Raw genomic sequence first — 17,521 nt, 5'->3', positions numbered from 1 at the left:
TATAAAATGACAAATTCTATATAAAATGCCAAGCAATTGAGAATTGATGTCCAATTAAAAAAAGAGAACACAGAATAAACTGTGCTCTCCCTATTTTACTTTTAAATGAAATTAAATTAATCTGGAAACTGAAGGTCCTTCAATAGCAAGTTTAGTAGGTATAACTCCCATACCTAATATTTGTAAACTTCCTGGTTTACATGTAATTACTGTAGTAATATAACCCTCTGAATCATGTGTATGAGTTTGTGTAACCGTAGAACTGGAATGAGAAGTATAAAATGGCCACACATTAGTGTCTTTACTTGTTACAATTTGGTTATATTCAGATTCAGAATAAACAGCATAAGAAGTTGTAGTAATAGTATATCCATTTACCAACAATACTTGATTAGCAATATTCTGACATGAACCTTGAGGACCAAAAACTCTATCCCAATCAGCTTGGCCTTGATTCCACTTAGCAGGATCTTTATATTGATTTGTAAAAAAGCCTTGTGTAAACCATCCCCCTGCACGAACTTGTAAATACGCATATTTATCGATCGAAATGCTTACAGTAATTCGGGAAGAAGATGCCTTTTTATTTAATTCTGTTGAAACTGAACTCGAAGAAGTTCCCCAAAAACCTACTCCTGCAGACCCTGTGCTTTTTGCCCAGGAAGAATCAATGTTACTATCGGCTGTTGCAGAATCAAATGCTATATAAGCTGATGAACCATTATTTACCTGATTATACAAATCAGCAAAATTTGGAGAATAAATAGGATCTACCGCAACATTTCCATCAACCCAATATTTTGGATTAACATAATTATCCTGTGCCAGTTTACTCAAAAAACTTGGTTTTGCATCACTAATAACGATCTGCATATTACCATTTAGACCATTGATTGGGTTACTCGTGTATAATGTAGAAACTGACACTGGCGGAATTCCATCTACAAAATTATAAACTCCGGATGCATCTGTTTGAACAGGTAAAACTCCTTGAATCATTTGAAATTGTTTGTTACTCAAATGTAAACCTTCACAAAGGGTGTTGTACAATCCTGCAGTAGAACTTGGTAGTGATTCATCTCCAGTTTCTTTTTTAACAGAAGGTAATACTTGTGTATGATTATTGTCCATGATATTATTTTTTAATTTTCTTACTCATAGGGCTTTTCAGATCCGCCTCGTTTTTTTAAGTGGGTTCTGCTCCACTTTTTTGATTTACTATTTATTTAGAACATTTGAATAAACAGTATTTTCAAGTCCCGTAAATAACTTGAAATCAAACTTTTAAAAAACATCCTGAAACAAATGTTGAAAAACAATTTTAGCTAGCTTCTACTTTTTTCTATAACAAAGCTATATTAGACATCTGGATTTAGCTGAAAAAATGCTATAGAAAAAAGATTCTTTGTCATGAGACAAACAAAATAAGTCATGAGACTATTCTTATAAAACATAATTTGAAGAAAAAAGCCACAAAAAACATACAATTAATTCAAAATGAACACCTTATAAAAACACATATGTTTCAAGGAAATCAAATTGAATCCGAAAACTTCTTATAGAGTTCAAAGAAAATCACAAAAAAACAATCATCAGCCACCAGAAAATAGGCACACTTTCAACCCAAAAAGAAGTATAATATTTTGGGCGATTTGGATTGGCAAACAATATAAACAACATCAACATGGCGACCATAACAAGATTTATAAAAAGATCACGATAATTAAATGTGGATATAAAAACCTCTAAAAACCAAAACGGAATCAATAATAAAAGTCCTAAAATTTTAGTTTTCTTCACTCCTATTATTTGCGGTACAGTTTTTAAATGTGGGTCATCATTGGTCAAGTCGATGATTTCGAAAACGAGAATCAGTACAAAGACCAAAACAAAACGTTGAACACATTTTATAAAAAAATCTGCAGTAGCAGGAATTTCAGCATTGATTAAAGGCAAAACCAAAGTAGCTCCGACCCAGCAAAGTGCTACAATATAAATTTTTACACCTGCCCAGTTTCGGGCATTTCTTCTGTTTGGAAAAAACGGAAGTGTATACAATGCCGTTATCGCAAATATACCAAAAGAGACAATTTGTGTGATCCGCTTTAGATGAAAAAAATAATACCCAGCTAAAATCGCCGAAATAAAACTCAAAACAGCAATAATTTTCAACTGATTTCCTACCGGATTTTTTTTTACCCGAACCAAGGCATCATATTTAACAAAATTATACCCCACAATTGTTCCAAAAAAAACAAACAAGGCCATTGATTCATCGTACTGAATATGAAATATATGAAACGTAATCCGCACCAAAGCATAACACGATAAAGCCACGTGAATACTACTAATCAGGTAAAAATCGAATATTTGTTTCAATAGTTTCATTTCTTAAATCTAATCAATTGTTAACAAATCAACTCGTTAGTTGAAAAATTCATAAAAATTGAAGTTAAAAATACCCATTAAATTATTAATAATACTTAATTTTGCGCCACAAAAAAACAACACATTTACTGTAAAATGTAATAAACCTATGTAAACTTCATAAAATCGAAGGATATACATTGCAAATTACATTTCTTTTTAAAAAATAGATAGCTACAAATGAGAACAGATGCTTTTGCTTTAAGACACATTGGCCCAAGAGAAACAGATCTTCAACACATGTTAAAGACTATTGGAGTGGAATCGATTGAACAACTTGTTTACGAAACACTTCCGGATGACATTCGTTTAAAAGCACCTTTGAACTTAGATCCTGAAATGACAGAATATGAATTTTCAAACCACATTCAGCAATTAGGGAACAAAAATAAAATCTTTAAAACATACATTGGTTTAGGTTACAACGCGGCAATTGTTCCTGCTGTAATTCAGCGTAATGTTTTTGAAAACCCGGGATGGTATACTGCTTATACTCCGTATCAGGCTGAAATTGCACAAGGTCGTCTTGAAGCAATTTTGAATTTCCAGACTACAGTTATTGAATTAACCGGAATGGAGATTGCCAATGCTTCCTTATTAGATGAAGGAACTGCTGCTGCAGAAGCTATGGCTTTGTTGCTAGACGTTCGTTCTCGCGATCAAAAGAAAAATAACGTAAATAAATTTTTCGTTTCAGAAGAAATTCTTCCTCAAACACTTTCTGTTTTGCAAACTCGCGCAACACCAATTGGAGTTGAATTAGTAATTGGAAACCACGAAACTTTTGATTTCTCAACAGAATTCTTCGGAGCTATTTTACAATATCCTGGAAAATACGGACAAGTTTACGATTATACTGCTTTTATCGAAAAAGCAGCTACAAGCGAAATTAAAGTGGCTGTTGCTGCTGATATTTTAAGTTTGGCAAAATTAACTCCTCCGGGAGAAATGGGCGCTGCTGTAGTTGTTGGAACTACACAACGCTTCGGAATTCCGTTAGGTTACGGTGGACCACACGCAGCTTATTTTGCGACAAAAGACGAATACAAACGAAGCATGCCGGGACGTATTATTGGGGTTACAATCGACACTAACGGAAACCGCGCTTTACGTATGGCTTTGCAAACTCGTGAGCAACATATCAAACGTGATAAAGCGACTTCAAACATTTGTACTGCACAGGTTCTATTATCTGTAATGGCCGGAATGTATGCTGTTTACCACGGACCAAAAGGTTTGCAATACATTGCTGACAAAGTACATGCAGCTGCCGCAACTTTGGCAAATGAATTGAAAAAACTAGGTGTAGAGCAAATCAACTCTGCTTTCTTTGATACTATTTTGGTGAAAGCTGATGCTAAAAAAGTAAAAGCAGTTGCAGAAGCAAACGAAGTAAACTTTTATTATGTTGATGAAAACACAATCTCGATTTCATTAAACGAAACGACAAGTGTTTCTGATGTAAATGATATCATCACTATTTTTGCAAAAGCACTTTCGCTACAACCAACTACAGTTTCTACATTTACAGAAACAAACCATTTCCCTGATTCAGTAAAAAGAACTTCAGCTTTCTTAGAGCATGACGTTTTCAACAAATATCATTCGGAAACTGCTTTAATGCGTTACATCAAAATGTTGGAGCGTAAAGATTTAGCATTGAATCACTCGATGATTTCGTTAGGTTCTTGCACCATGAAATTGAACGCTGCTGCAGAAATGCTTCCGTTAAGTAACCCAAACTGGAACAACATTCACCCTTTTGCTCCACTTGACCAGGCACAGGGATATCAGGAAATGTTAAAAAAATTAGAACAGCAATTAAATGTAATTACAGGTTTTGCCGGAACAACTTTACAGCCAAATTCTGGTGCACAAGGAGAATACGCAGGACTTATGGTTATACGTGCGTACCACCAATCTCGTGGAGACGATCACAGAAACATAGCTTTGATTCCTTCATCTGCTCACGGTACAAATCCAGCTTCTGCTGCTATGGCCGGAATGAAAGTTGTAGTTACAAAAACGTTGGAAAACGGAAATATTGACGTTGAAGATTTACGCGAAAAAGCAATTCTTCATAAAGACAATTTATCTTGTTTAATGGTAACTTATCCATCAACTCACGGAGTTTTTGAAAGTGCTATTCAGGAAATTACAAAAATAATCCACGATAACGGTGGACAAGTTTATATGGATGGTGCCAACATGAACGCTCAGGTTGGATTAACAAATCCGGCTACAATTGGAGCTGACGTTTGTCACCTAAACTTACACAAAACATTCGCAATTCCTCACGGTGGTGGAGGTCCCGGAGTTGGTCCTATTTGCGTAGCGCCTCAGTTGGTTCCTTTCTTACCAGGAAATCCGGTAATTCCAACAGGAGGAGAAACTGCCATTACAGCTATTTCTGCTGCTCCTTGGGGTTCAGCTTTAGTTTGTTTGATTTCTTACGGATACATTTCGATGTTAGGTGCCGAAGGATTAAAAAGTGCTACTGAACATGCAATTTTAAATGCTAACTACATCAAAGAAAAATTAAACGGTCACTACGATACTTTATATTCAGGAGAAATGGGCCGTGCAGCTCACGAAATGATTTTAGAGTGTCGTCCTTTCAAACAAAAAGGAATCGAAGTTACCGATATTGCAAAACGTTTAATGGATTACGGTTTCCACGCACCAACAGTATCTTTCCCGGTTGCCGGAACTTTAATGATCGAACCAACTGAAAGTGAAAACTTAGAAGAATTAGATCGTTTTTGTGACGCCATGATTTCTATCAGAAAAGAAATTGAAGCAGCTGTAATCGAAGACAGCAATAATGTATTAAAAAATTCTCCTCATACTTTAGCAATGCTGACATCTGAGACTTGGAATTTCCCATATACAAGAGAACAAGCCGCTTTCCCATTAGAATATATTGCCGAAAACAAATTCTGGCCTTCAGTTCGCAGAGCAGATGATGCTTTTGGAGACAGAAATTTAATATGCAGCTGTGCTCCTATTGAGGCTTACATGGAAAATTAAGAATTAGATTTTCTTTAAATACATATTCAACCCGACAGGTTTTAAAAACCTGTCGGGTTTTCTTTTTCACGAAAGAAATGACTACATCGTTAATTATACGGTTACACAAAAACTTGAAACCTGAAACCTGAAACAAAAAAAATTAACTCATTCTGTTATTTCAATCGTTTGAAATCTCGGCAAAATATAAATTTCATTAAAAAATAAACAATATTTACAGTTAAAAATTATTATTTCATAATTATATGCATGCATAGTAATTTTTATAGTTGTAATTATTTATTTATTTATAAATTAGCCGTAAAATTTTTGGAAAAAGGACTAATGAAAATAAAAATTATAGGCATCGGAAGTTACATTCCACAGAAAGAAGTTAAGAATACTGATTTTGACAAACATGTTTTTTTGAATGAAGACGGAACTCCTTTTGGCTACCCGAACGAAGTTGTAATTAAAAAGTTTAAGGGAATAACCGGTATAGAAAACCGCCGTTATGCAGAAGACCATCATACCTCTTCAGATTTAGCCTTTTTTGCTGCTGAAAAAGCAATTGCTAATGCAAATATTGACAAAGAGTCATTAGATTATATCATTTTTGCCCATAATTTTGGTGATGTAAAATCGGGAACAAATCAATCAGATATGATTCCGAGTTTAGCTACCCGTGTCAAAAATAAACTGGACATCAAAAATCCAAAATGTGTCGCTTATGACATTCTTTTTGGGTGCCCTGGCTGGATCGAAGGTGTTTTACAAGCCAACGCTTTCATCAAATCCGGAATGGCTAAAAGAGTATTGGTAATTGGTGCTGAAACCTTATCAAGAGTTGTTGACGATCATGATCGTGATTCGATGATTTATTCTGATGGTGCGGGTGCTTCAGTTTTAGAAGCTTCAGATGACGAAGCCGGTTTGCTGTCTTACGAAAGTGCTACTTTTGCAAATGAAGAGGCTGGTTTTTTATATTTTGGAAAATCTTACAATCCAGATTTAGATCCGGATATCAAATACATTAAAATGTACGGACGCAAGATTTACGAATTTGCATTGAGCCAGGTTCCATGTGCCATGAAAGAATGCCTGGACAAAAGCGGAATTGCCATTGACGAAGTCAAAAAAATACTGATTCACCAGGCTAATGAAAAAATGGATGAAGCCATTATTACCCGTTTTTATAAATTATATGAAAAAACCCCGCCTGAAAATATAATGCCAATGAGCATTCATGATTTAGGGAACAGCAGTGTTGCTACAGTTCCTACTCTATATGATCTTTTGATTCAGGGGAAATTAGAAAATCACGAAATCAATAAAGGCGATGTTGTAATTTTTGCTTCGGTTGGAGCAGGAATGAATGTTAACGCATTTGTTTATCGATATTAGTTTTCAGTCTCAGTATTCAGTTTAGCTGATCTAAAAACCGAGACTGAATAATGATTACTAAAAAGTCTGCATTTTAAATGCGGACTTTTTATTTTCCATCCAATTAAAAAACATAAAAAAGAAGATAACTTTGTATCTTTGCGCCTTTGCTGTTAAAAACTATAAAATGTACGAAAAAACGTTTCCCAATAAAAGATTCAAACTTACTTTAGAATTTTTACAAAAACATATCAAAACCTCTGAAACAATCCTGGATTTAGGAGTCGAAAATCCGTTTTCGAAAATCATGAAAGAAGCCGGATATTCAGTAAAAAATACTACTGGTGAAGACTTGGATTTAGACCAGAATGTATTAAAAACCGACAAACAAGATGTTGTAACTGCTTTCGAAATCTTCGAGCACTTATTAAATCCGTTTACGATTTTAAACGAAATCCAATCAGACAAACTTCTTATTTCAATTCCGATGCGTTTATGGTTTTCACCTGCATATCGCAGCAAAACAGATATGTGGGACAGACATTATCACGAATTTGAAGATTGGCAATTAGACTGGCTTTTAGAGAAAACCGGCTGGAAAATAATCGACAGACAAAAATGGACAAACCCGGTAAAAAAATTTGGTATTCGTCCGCTTTTAAGAAGTTTCACCAATAGATATTATATTGTTTACGCGGAAAAAGTAAAATAGTCTCAGTTTTCATTTTATAAAATATGAAATATTACATCGTCATTCCCGCCCATAACGAACAGGATTTAATTGGCCTGACCTTACAATCTTTAATTTCACAAACAGTTTTACCTTCAAAAGTTGTTGTTGTAAATGACAATTCTACAGATAAGACAGAAGAAGTTGTTTTGGGTTTTGCTAAAGACAATCCGTATATTTCTATTGTAAACAAAACTTCGGATGCGATTCATATGCCAGGAAGCAAAGTAATTCAGGCTTTTCAAAAAGGTTTTGAGACTTTGGATTCGGAATACGATATTATTGTAAAAATAGACGGCGATTTAATATTTCCATCTAATTATTTCGAAACTATAATTACCCACTTTCAATCCGATTCAACAATTGGAATGGCAGGAGGATTTTGTTACATAGAAAAAGATGGTGATTGGGTTTTAGAAAACCTAACCGATAAAGATCATATTCGTGGTGCACTGAAAGCCTACAGAAAAGAAACTTTTCGGCAAATTGGAGGTTTAAAACCAGCTATGGGCTGGGATACTGTAGACGAATTACTTTGTAAATACTATAATTGGAAAGTAGTTACAGACTCGACTTTACATGTAAAACACCTTAAACCAACAGGCGCAAACTACAACAAAACAGCACGTTACAAACAAGGAGAAGCCTTTTTTACATTAGGATACGGTTTCTGGATTACAGCAATCGCATCGGCTAAATTGGCCATGATGAAAAAAAAGCCACTTCTCTTTTTAGATTACATCAAAGGATTTTGGAAAGCAAAAAATGCTAAAACTCCTTTGTTAGTTACTCCCGAACAGGCTAAATTTATTAGAAATTATCGTTTTCAGAAAATGAAACAGAAGCTTTTTTAGTTACAAAACTTAAAAAACTGCAAACTGAAACTATTAACTGTAAACTAATCCTTAATTTAGCCAATATTTGTAAAAACTATGATGCTCATTCGTTATTTATCCCAAATAGGAAGATATTTTTTAATGCTGAAAGAAATTTTCAATAAACAGACTAAATGGTCTGTAATGAAAAAATTAATTTTCAAAGAAATCGACGATTTAATAATTGACTCTCTCGGAATTGTTTGTTTCATATCTTTCTTCGTTGGAGGAGTTGTAGCTATACAAACGGCCTTAAACTTAACAAACCCATTAATTCCAAAATATTTAATTGGTTTTGCCACACGTCAATCGGTAATTCTGGAGTTTGCCCCTACTTTTATTTCGGTAATTATGGCTGGAAAAATGGGATCTTTTATCACGTCGAGTATTGGTACTATGCGTGTTACCGAACAAATTGATGCCTTGGAAGTTATGGGTGTCAATTCATTAAACTATTTAGTTTTCCCAAAAATAATCGCTTTACTATTGTATCCTTTCGTTATTGGAATCAGTATGTTTTTAGGAATATTTGGAGGATGGCTTGCAGGAGTTTATGGAGGTTTTACAACCAGCGCTGCTTTTATTGATGGTGCCCAGTTAGAGTTTATACCGTTTCATATTGTGTATGCTTTCATTAAAACCTTAATTTTTGCAATGCTTTTGGCAACAATTCCTTCTTTTCATGGTTATTTTATGAAAGGTGGTGCATTAGAAGTTGGTAAAGCCAGTACTGTAGCTTTTGTCTGGACATCTGTTTCCATCATTCTTTTTAATTACATATTAACACAATTATTATTAGGATCATGATAGAAGTAAAAAACGTAGTAAAATCATTTGGGGACAGTAAAGTCTTAAAAGGGGTTTCGACAGTTTTTGAAACTGGAAAAACCAATCTGATTATTGGGCAAAGTGGATCCGGAAAAACAGTTTTATTAAAAACGTTATTAGGAATCCATACACCTGATTCAGGAACAATTGAGTTTGACGGAAGAGTTTATTCTGAATTAAATCCGGATGAAAAAAGAGAATTAAGAACTGAAATTGGAATGGTTTTTCAAGGAAGCGCACTATTCGATTCGATGACTGTTGCAGAAAATGTGGCTTTCCCTTTAAAAATGTTCACCAATGACAATGGAGCCAAAATTAAAGAGCGTGTTGATTTTGTTTTAGAAAGAGTAAACTTAGTTGATGCCCACAGAAAACTGCCTTCTGAAATTTCAGGCGGTATGCAGAAACGTGTAGCGATTGCCCGCGCTATTGTAAACAACCCGAAATACTTATTTTGTGATGAACCTAACTCAGGTCTGGATCCGAATACTTCAACTTTGATTGATAACCTTATTAAAGAAATTACCGAAGAATATAATATCACAACGGTAATTAATACGCACGATATGAACTCGGTGATGGAAATTGGAGAAAATATCGTTTTCTTAAAGAAAGGACTTAAAGCGTGGCAGGGAACTAAGGAGGAAATCTTCAGAACTGATAACGAAGCGATTGTGAAGTTTGTGTATTCTTCAAATCTATTTAAAAAAGTAAGAGAAGCTTATTTGAAAGGTTAACTTTCTTTCAATTTCAATATAAAAAATCCCAAATTCCAGTTTTGACAATTGGAATTTGGGATTTTTTATTATTGAGATTTATTAATTGTTTCCCGGTAACAATTCTACCTCAGCATTTGGATTGAAAAGATAGGTTCGACCAGAACTAATTTCAATACATTCGAAACGTTTGGTCCTAACCGCAATTTTCTTAAATATCTTACCATTCTGAATTCTGAAAACACTGCCGTAGGGAATTTCAAAAATGTAGTTTTTATCGTTTTCTTTATCATATTGTTTTAAAGCCAAAGATAAAGTTGTGTCAGTATCGCTGCTTGCAGTAGGGTTCTTAAAATGCCTCGCTAACAATGGTAACAAATGGGCTGGAAAAATCTCCGGTCGAATAAAAGGGACCATCAATCTTTGAAAAGAATATTTCCATTCATTCCCATGAGGTTTTATATGTCGCCCGAATTTTTCGAAAGCAACCAAATGAGAAATTTCATGAATCAAAGTAATCAGAAACTTGTATTTATTCAGACTAGCATTTACAGTAATTTCATGTTTTCCACTCAATCCTTTTCTGTAATCTCCATGACGTGTCTGACGTTCATTGACGATTTTCAGATGAACCTGATTGGCAACAATCAATTCAAAAACGGGCTTTACAGCATGTTCCGGTATATATCTGGCTAGAGTTTCGCTCAATGTAATTATGAATTATAAAATATATTTTTGAATCAAATGAAATATCAAAGGGCTTCGACTCCGCTCAGCCTGACAAATAATATTTTCTGACAAATAATATTTTAACAAATAATATTTTAAATAAAATAATATTTTAAATAAACTAAGGATTCGTAGATGAAACTTCCAATACTTTCCCATTAAAATATTTATTTCCGTTAAGCGTAAAATCATAAATATAAGTTGCCATTCCTTCAGCTGAAATTGGTGCCTGATATCCTGGGAAAGCTTCCTGCAGCATTTCTGTCTGAACAGAACCTAACGCTAAAACATTAAATGAGATTCCTTTTTCTTTATATTCTTCTGCCAATAATTCCGTTAAGGTGATTACCGCTCCTTTACTTGAACTGTAAGCTGCTAAACCTGCAAATTTCAGGCTTCCTCTCACCCCTCCAATCGAGCTGATTGTTACTACATGACTTCCTTTTTGAAGATACGGCAAACAAATTCTGGTAAGATTCGCAACAGCAAAAACATTCACTTTGTAAATACTTTCAAAATCTGCCTGCGTTGTTTCGGCAAATGGTTTAAATAACAAAGCACCTGCATTATGTACAACAGCATCTACTTTTTTCCAGACTGATGAAAGAAAATCTTCTACAGCATCTAATGCAGATTCATCTGCTAAATCAACTGAAAGACAAGTAACATTTTGATGTTCTAAAAGTGCCTGAGGGATTTTTCTTGAAATAGCCAACACTTTATTTCCGGCATCTGCAAACTGCAAAGCTAATTCATAACCAATTCCTCTGCTCGTTCCGGTAACTATAATATTTTTCATATTGGGATAACATTTTTCTTTTATGGAATATGGAATCGCCATTCTTCAGTCCTGTTTATGATTTGGAATCATGGCGATTTCATGATGCAAAAATAAGCAAATACAATAAAAAGGCAGTTATTAATTCATTCTAATCTCTTCTGTTGGCGAAGTTACGATTTGCGTTACTGCAGGTAAAAATTCCTGTATAAAAGATGTCATATGTTGAATATCCATCACTTTAAACTCATCTGACGGATGATGATAAAATTCGAAATTTTCAAAATCAAAAGTGCTTATCGATTGGCAGGGCTTTTTGAAAACATCATAAAAAGAATAATTATCTGAACGATAAAAAAGTTCATATTCAGCTTCTTTAGGTAAAAACCCGATTGTGTTTTTTCCGGTATATTCATTTATTTTCTGAGCCATGTTCGATTTATCAAAACCTGTAATATAGGCTAAATAATCTCGTTTCATTGGCACACCGATCATCTCTATATTCAGTTGGGCATATAAATTAAAGTCTTGTTTTTTAAGTTTTTGAACCAAACTTTTAGATCCTAACAATCCTTTTTCTTCCCCTGCAAAAAATACAACAAGAATACTTCGTTTATTCGATTTTGTTTCGCTAAAATATTTAGCCATTTCTGCAACTGCTGTAACACCTGAAGCGTCATCATTAGCTCCGTTATTAATGATATCTTTTTGTCCTTTGGTTTTATCCAAACCAATATGATCATAGTGTGCACTTAAAACTACAAATTCTTTTTTAAGAACGGGATCTGTCCCTTCCAGAACGCCAACAATATTAAAAGCAGGTGTTTTAAAATTCGTAAGGGTATCACGATAAGAAGAAAAATAAGGTTTGACATTGTTTTTCTTAAGAAAATCTTCCAGAAAAACAGCCGCCTTTTCAATTCCTTTGGTTCCGGTTTCACGGCCTTCTAATTCATCGGAAGAAAGATACTTTAAAAAATCTGAAACATCATTTTGTTTCACCCTATAAGTAATTTCAACAGATTCTGATGTTGGTTTTGGAGTTTTTTCACTGACTGTTGAAATATTGGATTTACAGCCCAATAAAACAAATGGCAGAAGAAAGTATATTTTTTTCATAAAAAGAATATTTTGATTAGTTAAAAAGCAAAACTTCTGAAAAGTAAAAAAAATAATCGTAAAAAAACCCTTTCAAAGCTAAAAAAGCAGAAAGGGTTTATGGTATAAAAAATAAAATTATTTATCCTGCGATAACAGATCTCGAAATTACAATTTTCTGAATCTCTGAAGTTCCTTCATAAATCTGGGTAATTTTTGCGTCACGCATAAAACGTTCTACGTGATATTCTTTTACGTAACCGTTTCCGCCATGAATCTGAACTGCTTCAACAGCTGTATCCATTGCCACTTGCGAAGCAAATAATTTAGCCATCGCCCCACTGACATCATAATTTTTATGCTGGTCTTTATCCCATGCCGCTTTCATACATAAATGACGGGCCGCTTCGATATTAACAGCCATATCTGCCAATTTAAAAGCAATTGCCTGATGATTGCAGATTTCTGTTCCGAAAGCTTTACGTTCTTTTGAATATTTCAAAGCCAGTTCATAAGCTCCTGAAGCAATTCCTAAAGCCTGAGAAGCAATTCCGATACGACCACCGGCAAGTGTTTTCATCGCAAATTTAAATCCGAAACCATCTTCTCCAATTCTGTTTTCTTTAGGAACTTTTACATCGTTAAACATTAATGAATGTGTATCTGAACCGCGGATTCCCATCTTTTGTTCTTTCGGACCGATAGAAAATCCCGGCATATCTTTAGTCATAATCAAAACATTTATCCCTTTATGTTTCAATTCCGGATGTGTTTGTGCAATTACCAAATATACTGAGGCTGTGTTTCCATTAGTAATCCAGTTTTTCGTTCCGTTCACCAAATAATGGTCTCCCATATCTACCGCTGTAGTTTTTTGTGAAGTTGCGTCACTGCCTGCTTCCGGCTCACTTAAACAAAAAGCACCATGGATTTCTCCCGAAGCCAGACCCGGTAAATATTTTTGTTTTTGTTCTTCATTTCCAAATTCCTGTAATCCCCAGCAAACTAATGAATTATTTACAGACATTACTACAGAAGCTGAGGCATCTACTTTCGAAATTTCTTCCATAGCAATTATATATGAAATTGTATCTAAACCACTTCCTCCATATTTAGGATCAACCATCATTCCCATGAATCCTAATTGCCCCATTTTTTTTACCTGTTCAGTCGGAAAAATTTGTTTTTCGTCTCTTTCTATTACACCGGGCAACAATTCATTTTGAGCAAAATCTCTCGCAGCTTGTTGAATCATTAAATGTTCTTCGGTAAGATTAAAATCCATAATAGTGTTCTTTAATTTATTAATGCGCTCTTTTTCTTTCTGTTTTGCGTAAAAAAAGCTTTTCAAAGATAAATTTTAAATATGAATTAACAATGCATGCATAGTATTTTAAGTTTTAATCCAAAAATACTATAACGTTTTCGTGATATTTTTGAATTTTAAAAGAATAAAGACTAATTTTAATACATTTCCCTTAAAATTAAGAGTAAAATTATTGATGTAAAAAAATTAGACAAAAAGCTTCAAGTAATTTATATTTCAGAAGAAACCAAAAGGCACAAACGTACGTATATATACGTAAATCATCTCCTACTATTTTGATTATTAAAGTGATAGATTAAAAATATCATAAAAAACATCATGATTTACAGCTTGAATTTTACAAATTAACAGTATTTTTGCAAAAAACAAAAAATATAGATACCATGAAAAAGATTTTACTATTGCTCACATTTCTTTTAAGTTTACAATTTTCAAATGCTCAGAAAAGTTTAGAAGTAAATGGCGTAAATGTTCCAAGAACACTTGATTTTAAAGGAGAAACACTAACTTTAAACGGTGTTGGGCAACGTTCAAAAATGTTTACCGATTTATATGTACAAGCATTGTATCTGTCAGTATTAACGCAGGATCCTAAACTTATTTTAGACAGCGATACCGAAATGGCTATCAGAATACATATAACCTCATCATTAGTTACCTCAAAAAAGCTATCAAAAGCATTGGCGAAAGGAATGGAAAAATCTGTTGGTGAAGCCGGAATACTAAAATTAACCAAAGAAGTACAGGAACTTGAGGCTCTAATTGGTAAAGAAATTACAAAAGCCGGTGATTTTTTTAACTTAGTATATAATCCTTTTGACAAATCACTATGGATTTATAAAAACGATAGATACGAAGGAAAAATTGAAAGTTTTGAATTTAAAAAAGCATTTTTTGGTATCTGGCTTTCAGAGAATCCGGTTGATAAAGATTTAAAGGAAGAGTTATTAGGTAAAAACAACTAAATAATATCCCTTATTTATTTCTTCAATAATAAAGTATCCGCATTAATCTATTCTATATATTTGCTAAAAATAAACATATCTCATTAAAATGAAAGATTTATTGCAGCAATTTGAAAATAAGGAACCTGAAATTGTTTTTAACTGGAAAGATTCTGAAACAGAAGCCGAAGGTTGGACCGTAATTAATTCTCTTCGTGGAGGAGCGGCTGGCGGAGGTACCAGAATGAGAAAAGGTCTTGACATGAACGAGGTTTTATCATTGGCCAAAACCATGGAAGTCAAATTCTCTGTTTCCGGTCCTGCAATTGGAGGAGCGAAATCCGGGATAAACTTTGATCCTAACGATCCTCGTAAAAAAGGTGTTTTGCAACGCTGGTACAAAGCAGTTTCCCCTTTGTTAAAAAGTTATTATGGTACCGGTGGTGATTTGAATGTTGATGAAATTCATGAAGTAATTCCGATGACAGAAGAATGTGGAGTGTGGCATCCGCAGGAAGGTGTTTTTAACGGACATTTTAAACCAACAGAAGCTGATAAAATTAATAGAATTGGGCAATTACGTCAAGGAGTTATTAAAGTAATCGAAAACCCTAAATTCTCACCGGATGTAACCCGAAAATATACTGTTGCCGATATGATTACCGGTTTTGGTGTTGCTGAAGCTGTTCGTCATTTTTATGCAACTTACGGTGGCAATATAAAAGGCAAAAAAGCAATTATTCAAGGATTTGGCAATGTTGGTTCTGCAGCTGCTTTTTATTTGGCTGAAATGGGAGCTAAAGTAATTGGAATTATTGACCGTGATGGAGGACTAATTAAAGAAGAAGGTTTTTCTTTTGAAGAAATCAGGACTTTATTTTTAAACAAAGACGGGAATAAATTAGTTACCGAAAATATGATTCCGTTTGAAGAAATCAATTCTAAAATATGGACAATTGGTGCTGAGATTTTTACTCCTTGTGCCGCTTCAAGATTGGTTACTCAAAACCAAATAGAGAGCTTAATCGCAAACGGACTGGAAGTAATTTCATGCGGAGCGAATGTTCCTTTTGCAGATAAGGAAATTTTCTTCGGTTCAATCATGGAAGAAGTAGACCGTAAAGTTAGTTTGATTCCAGATTTTATATCGAACTGTGGAATGGCAAGGGTTTTTGCCTATTTCATGGAGAAAAAAGTTCAAATGACAGATGAGGCTATTTTTAATGATACTTCAGAAATTATAAAAAATGCGATTGTAAAAGCACATGCTTTAAATCCCTCAAAAACAAACATCAGTGCAACCGCTTTTGAGATTGCACTGAAACAATTAGTATAATTTTTTTATACTTCAATTCTAAACGAGTCAAACAATCATTTGACTCGTTTTTTTTACCACAGATTTTAATGATTTTAAAACTTTACGTATAAAATTTCATGCAGATTTAAAAGATTTAAGTAGATTCTGCGGATGTGTTTTAAAATATAAAAGAAAAAATCTGCCAAATCTGCGTAAAAAAAAGCAACTCACCACAAAATAGATTCTAAACAATTTTTAGTACTTTTAAACGTTTTTATTAAATACAATTACAAAATTCAGAATCAAAATGACTTCAACCGATTCTTCAGATAAAAAGAAATCACTATTAATCTCTACAGCAATTTATGGTGTCTTATTATTGCTGCTGTTTTTTATACGTTTTTGGCCTCCATATAATCCGGAAAACAATGTAGCTCTTGCTTCTGGTGGCGGAGGTGGAGGTGTAACCGTAAATTTTGGAGACAGCGATTTAGGTTCAGGAGCCAATTATAAAAGTGAAGTCTTAGAAGTTAAAAACCAAGCCAAACAGGCTCCTGCAAAAGCGACTCCGGACGAATCAATCATTACACAGGAAAATACAGCAACTGATGCAACAGATGTAGTGATCCCAACAAAAGAAAAACCAAAAAAAAATACTCCTGTTGTAAAACCGGAAGAGAAACCTGTTCCTCAAAAGCCAAAAGTTTCTAATTCTACAAACGATGCCTTATCCAGTATTTTAAAAGGTTCTAACAAAGGTGGCGACGGTGATGATAAAGTTGCTGGAAATAAAGGTAAAGCAGGTGGAAGTTTAAGTTCTAATGGCTATTATGGTACCGGAGGCTCAGGTGGCGGAACTGGCGGAGGTAACGGAACAGGAAGCGGTATTGGCACCGGAAGCGGTTACGGAGCCGGAAGCGGCGGAGGAACTGGTGGTGGATCAGGGTATTCGTTGGGAAACCGAAAAGCATTATCTAAACCGGCACCAAAATACACTTGCAACGAAGAAGGAAAAGTGGTTGTTGAAGTTACAGTTGATCAAAACGGAAGAACTATTAGTGCTACTCCGGGAATAAAAGGAACAACCAATACGGCAAGCTGTTTATTGGATCAGGCTAAAATTGCTGCAATGAATACTAAATGGTCCCCGGACAGCAATGCTGCGGCAAAACAAGTTGGGAAAATTGTTTATAATTTTAGTTTGAATTAAAACACGAATTTCACTAATTAACACGGATTAATGATTACATAAAAAAGGCTTTCTGAAATATCAGAAAGCCTTTTTTATTACGCTTTTTTGTCATTTCGACGCAAGGAGAAATCACACTAGCTGTCGCCAAAGATTATCGACATTTCTTTGCGGAGTTTCTTGTGTGATTT

15 protein-coding genes are annotated in these 17,521 nt (G+C 34.2%); 9 read left to right on the top strand and 6 right to left on the bottom strand.

The features are described from left to right. Positions 1–111: 111 nt before the first annotated feature. Both PMI10_RS01060 and PMI10_RS01055 read right to left on the bottom strand, forming a co-directional pair. The gene (locus tag PMI10_RS01060; RefSeq protein WP_007803512.1) at positions 112–1,131 is read right to left on the bottom strand and encodes a hypothetical protein; all 1,020 of its coding nucleotides are present in this window, start codon (positions 1,129–1,131) and stop codon (positions 112–114) included. 444 nt (positions 1,132–1,575) lie between these two features. After that, entirely contained in the window at positions 1,576–2,388 is an 813-nt protein-coding gene (locus PMI10_RS01055) for a hypothetical protein (protein WP_007803510.1), read from the bottom strand. Positions 2,389–2,607: 219 nt separating this feature from the next. Between PMI10_RS01055 and gcvP the strand changes: the two genes are divergently transcribed. The 6 genes from gcvP to PMI10_RS01025 all read left to right on the top strand — a co-directional run bounded on the left by gcvP (position 2,608) and on the right by PMI10_RS01025 (position 9,989). Further along, positions 2,608–5,457 (top strand): aminomethyl-transferring glycine dehydrogenase, encoded by a 2,850-nt coding sequence (gene gcvP / locus PMI10_RS01050; RefSeq protein WP_007803509.1) that lies wholly within the window; start codon positions 2,608–2,610, stop codon positions 5,455–5,457. Positions 5,458–5,781: 324 nt separating this feature from the next. Next, positions 5,782–6,840, top strand: coding sequence for a 3-oxoacyl-ACP synthase III family protein (locus PMI10_RS01045; RefSeq protein WP_035631211.1), 1,059 nt, complete (start codon positions 5,782–5,784; stop codon positions 6,838–6,840). A gap of 166 nt (positions 6,841–7,006) precedes the next feature. Beyond that, positions 7,007–7,531: a hypothetical protein gene (locus PMI10_RS01040; RefSeq protein WP_007803505.1), complete on the top strand. Its 525-nt coding sequence runs from the start codon at positions 7,007–7,009 to the stop codon at positions 7,529–7,531. A 23-nt stretch (positions 7,532–7,554) separates the two neighbouring features. Then, the gene (locus tag PMI10_RS01035; RefSeq protein WP_007803503.1) at positions 7,555–8,403 is read left to right on the top strand and encodes a glycosyltransferase family 2 protein; all 849 of its coding nucleotides are present in this window, start codon (positions 7,555–7,557) and stop codon (positions 8,401–8,403) included. Between the two features lie 78 nt (positions 8,404–8,481). Continuing rightward, entirely contained in the window at positions 8,482–9,231 is a 750-nt protein-coding gene (locus PMI10_RS01030; protein ID WP_035631191.1) for an MlaE family ABC transporter permease, read from the top strand. Then, on the top strand, positions 9,228–9,989 hold the full coding sequence (locus PMI10_RS01025) for an ABC transporter ATP-binding protein (RefSeq protein ID WP_007803499.1): 762 nt from the start codon (positions 9,228–9,230) through the stop codon (positions 9,987–9,989). Before PMI10_RS01030 ends, PMI10_RS01025 begins: the two co-directional genes overlap by 4 nt. Before the next feature lie 81 nt (positions 9,990–10,070). On the opposite strand, the gene PMI10_RS01020 is transcribed toward PMI10_RS01025, so the two are convergent. The 4 genes from PMI10_RS01020 to PMI10_RS01005 all read right to left on the bottom strand — a co-directional run bounded on the left by PMI10_RS01020 (position 10,071) and on the right by PMI10_RS01005 (position 13,858). Continuing rightward, positions 10,071–10,676 carry a SprT-like domain-containing protein gene (locus PMI10_RS01020; RefSeq protein ID WP_007803497.1) on the bottom strand — a complete coding sequence of 202 codons (606 nt, stop codon included), beginning with the start codon at positions 10,674–10,676 and terminating at the stop codon, positions 10,071–10,073. 142 nt (positions 10,677–10,818) lie between these two features. After that, positions 10,819–11,496 (bottom strand): SDR family NAD(P)-dependent oxidoreductase, encoded by a 678-nt coding sequence (locus PMI10_RS01015; RefSeq protein ID WP_035631208.1) that lies wholly within the window; start codon positions 11,494–11,496, stop codon positions 10,819–10,821. Between the two features lie 120 nt (positions 11,497–11,616). Next, positions 11,617–12,594, bottom strand: coding sequence for a M20/M25/M40 family metallo-hydrolase (locus PMI10_RS01010; RefSeq protein WP_007803494.1), 978 nt, complete (start codon positions 12,592–12,594; stop codon positions 11,617–11,619). A 121-nt stretch (positions 12,595–12,715) separates the two neighbouring features. Beyond that, complete coding sequence (locus tag PMI10_RS01005; RefSeq protein ID WP_007803492.1) at positions 12,716–13,858, bottom strand: acyl-CoA dehydrogenase; 1,143 nt, start codon at positions 13,856–13,858, stop codon at positions 12,716–12,718. A gap of 425 nt (positions 13,859–14,283) precedes the next feature. On the opposite strand from PMI10_RS01005, the gene PMI10_RS01000 reads away from it, so the two are divergent. The 3 genes from PMI10_RS01000 to PMI10_RS00990 all read left to right on the top strand — a co-directional run bounded on the left by PMI10_RS01000 (position 14,284) and on the right by PMI10_RS00990 (position 17,351). Further along, positions 14,284–14,865, top strand: a complete 582-nt coding sequence (locus PMI10_RS01000; RefSeq protein ID WP_007803490.1) for a chalcone isomerase family protein — start codon at positions 14,284–14,286, stop codon at positions 14,863–14,865. A gap of 88 nt (positions 14,866–14,953) precedes the next feature. After that, positions 14,954–16,180: a Glu/Leu/Phe/Val dehydrogenase dimerization domain-containing protein gene (locus PMI10_RS00995; RefSeq protein WP_007803488.1), complete on the top strand. Its 1,227-nt coding sequence runs from the start codon at positions 14,954–14,956 to the stop codon at positions 16,178–16,180. A 268-nt stretch (positions 16,181–16,448) separates the two neighbouring features. Then, positions 16,449–17,351, top strand: a complete 903-nt coding sequence (locus tag PMI10_RS00990) for an energy transducer TonB family protein (protein WP_007803485.1) — start codon at positions 16,449–16,451, stop codon at positions 17,349–17,351. Positions 17,352–17,521: the final 170 nt, after the last annotated feature.

Source organism: Flavobacterium sp. CF136, assembly GCF_000282055.1.
In the GTDB taxonomy this organism is placed as follows: Bacteria; Bacteroidota; Bacteroidia; order Flavobacteriales; family Flavobacteriaceae; genus Flavobacterium.
Note: the sequence above shows the minus strand (reverse complement) of the source record. Positions and strands in the feature narration are given on the sequence as shown.

Excerpts from the sequence above, each read along its gene's own strand:
- PMI10_RS01060 (WP_007803512.1), bottom strand. The coding sequence starts at position 1,131 with ATGGACAATAATCATACACAAGTATTACCTTCTGTTAAAAAAGAAACT.
- PMI10_RS01055 (WP_007803510.1), bottom strand. The coding sequence starts at position 2,388 with ATGAAACTATTGAAACAAATATTCGATTTTTACCTGATTAGTAGTATT.
- gcvP (WP_007803509.1), top strand. The coding sequence starts at position 2,608 with ATGAGAACAGATGCTTTTGCTTTAAGACACATTGGCCCAAGAGAAACA.
- PMI10_RS01045 (WP_035631211.1), top strand. The coding sequence starts at position 5,782 with ATGAAAATAAAAATTATAGGCATCGGAAGTTACATTCCACAGAAAGAA.
- PMI10_RS01040 (WP_007803505.1), top strand. The coding sequence starts at position 7,007 with ATGTACGAAAAAACGTTTCCCAATAAAAGATTCAAACTTACTTTAGAA.
- PMI10_RS01035 (WP_007803503.1), top strand. The coding sequence starts at position 7,555 with ATGAAATATTACATCGTCATTCCCGCCCATAACGAACAGGATTTAATT.
- PMI10_RS01030 (WP_035631191.1), top strand. The coding sequence starts at position 8,482 with ATGATGCTCATTCGTTATTTATCCCAAATAGGAAGATATTTTTTAATG.
- PMI10_RS01025 (WP_007803499.1), top strand. The coding sequence starts at position 9,228 with ATGATAGAAGTAAAAAACGTAGTAAAATCATTTGGGGACAGTAAAGTC.
- PMI10_RS01015 (WP_035631208.1), bottom strand. The coding sequence starts at position 11,496 with ATGAAAAATATTATAGTTACCGGAACGAGCAGAGGAATTGGTTATGAA.
- PMI10_RS01010 (WP_007803494.1), bottom strand. The coding sequence starts at position 12,594 with ATGAAAAAAATATACTTTCTTCTGCCATTTGTTTTATTGGGCTGTAAA.
- PMI10_RS01005 (WP_007803492.1), bottom strand. The coding sequence starts at position 13,858 with ATGGATTTTAATCTTACCGAAGAACATTTAATGATTCAACAAGCTGCG.
- PMI10_RS01000 (WP_007803490.1), top strand. The coding sequence starts at position 14,284 with ATGAAAAAGATTTTACTATTGCTCACATTTCTTTTAAGTTTACAATTT.
- PMI10_RS00995 (WP_007803488.1), top strand. The coding sequence starts at position 14,954 with ATGAAAGATTTATTGCAGCAATTTGAAAATAAGGAACCTGAAATTGTT.
- PMI10_RS00990 (WP_007803485.1), top strand. The coding sequence starts at position 16,449 with ATGACTTCAACCGATTCTTCAGATAAAAAGAAATCACTATTAATCTCT.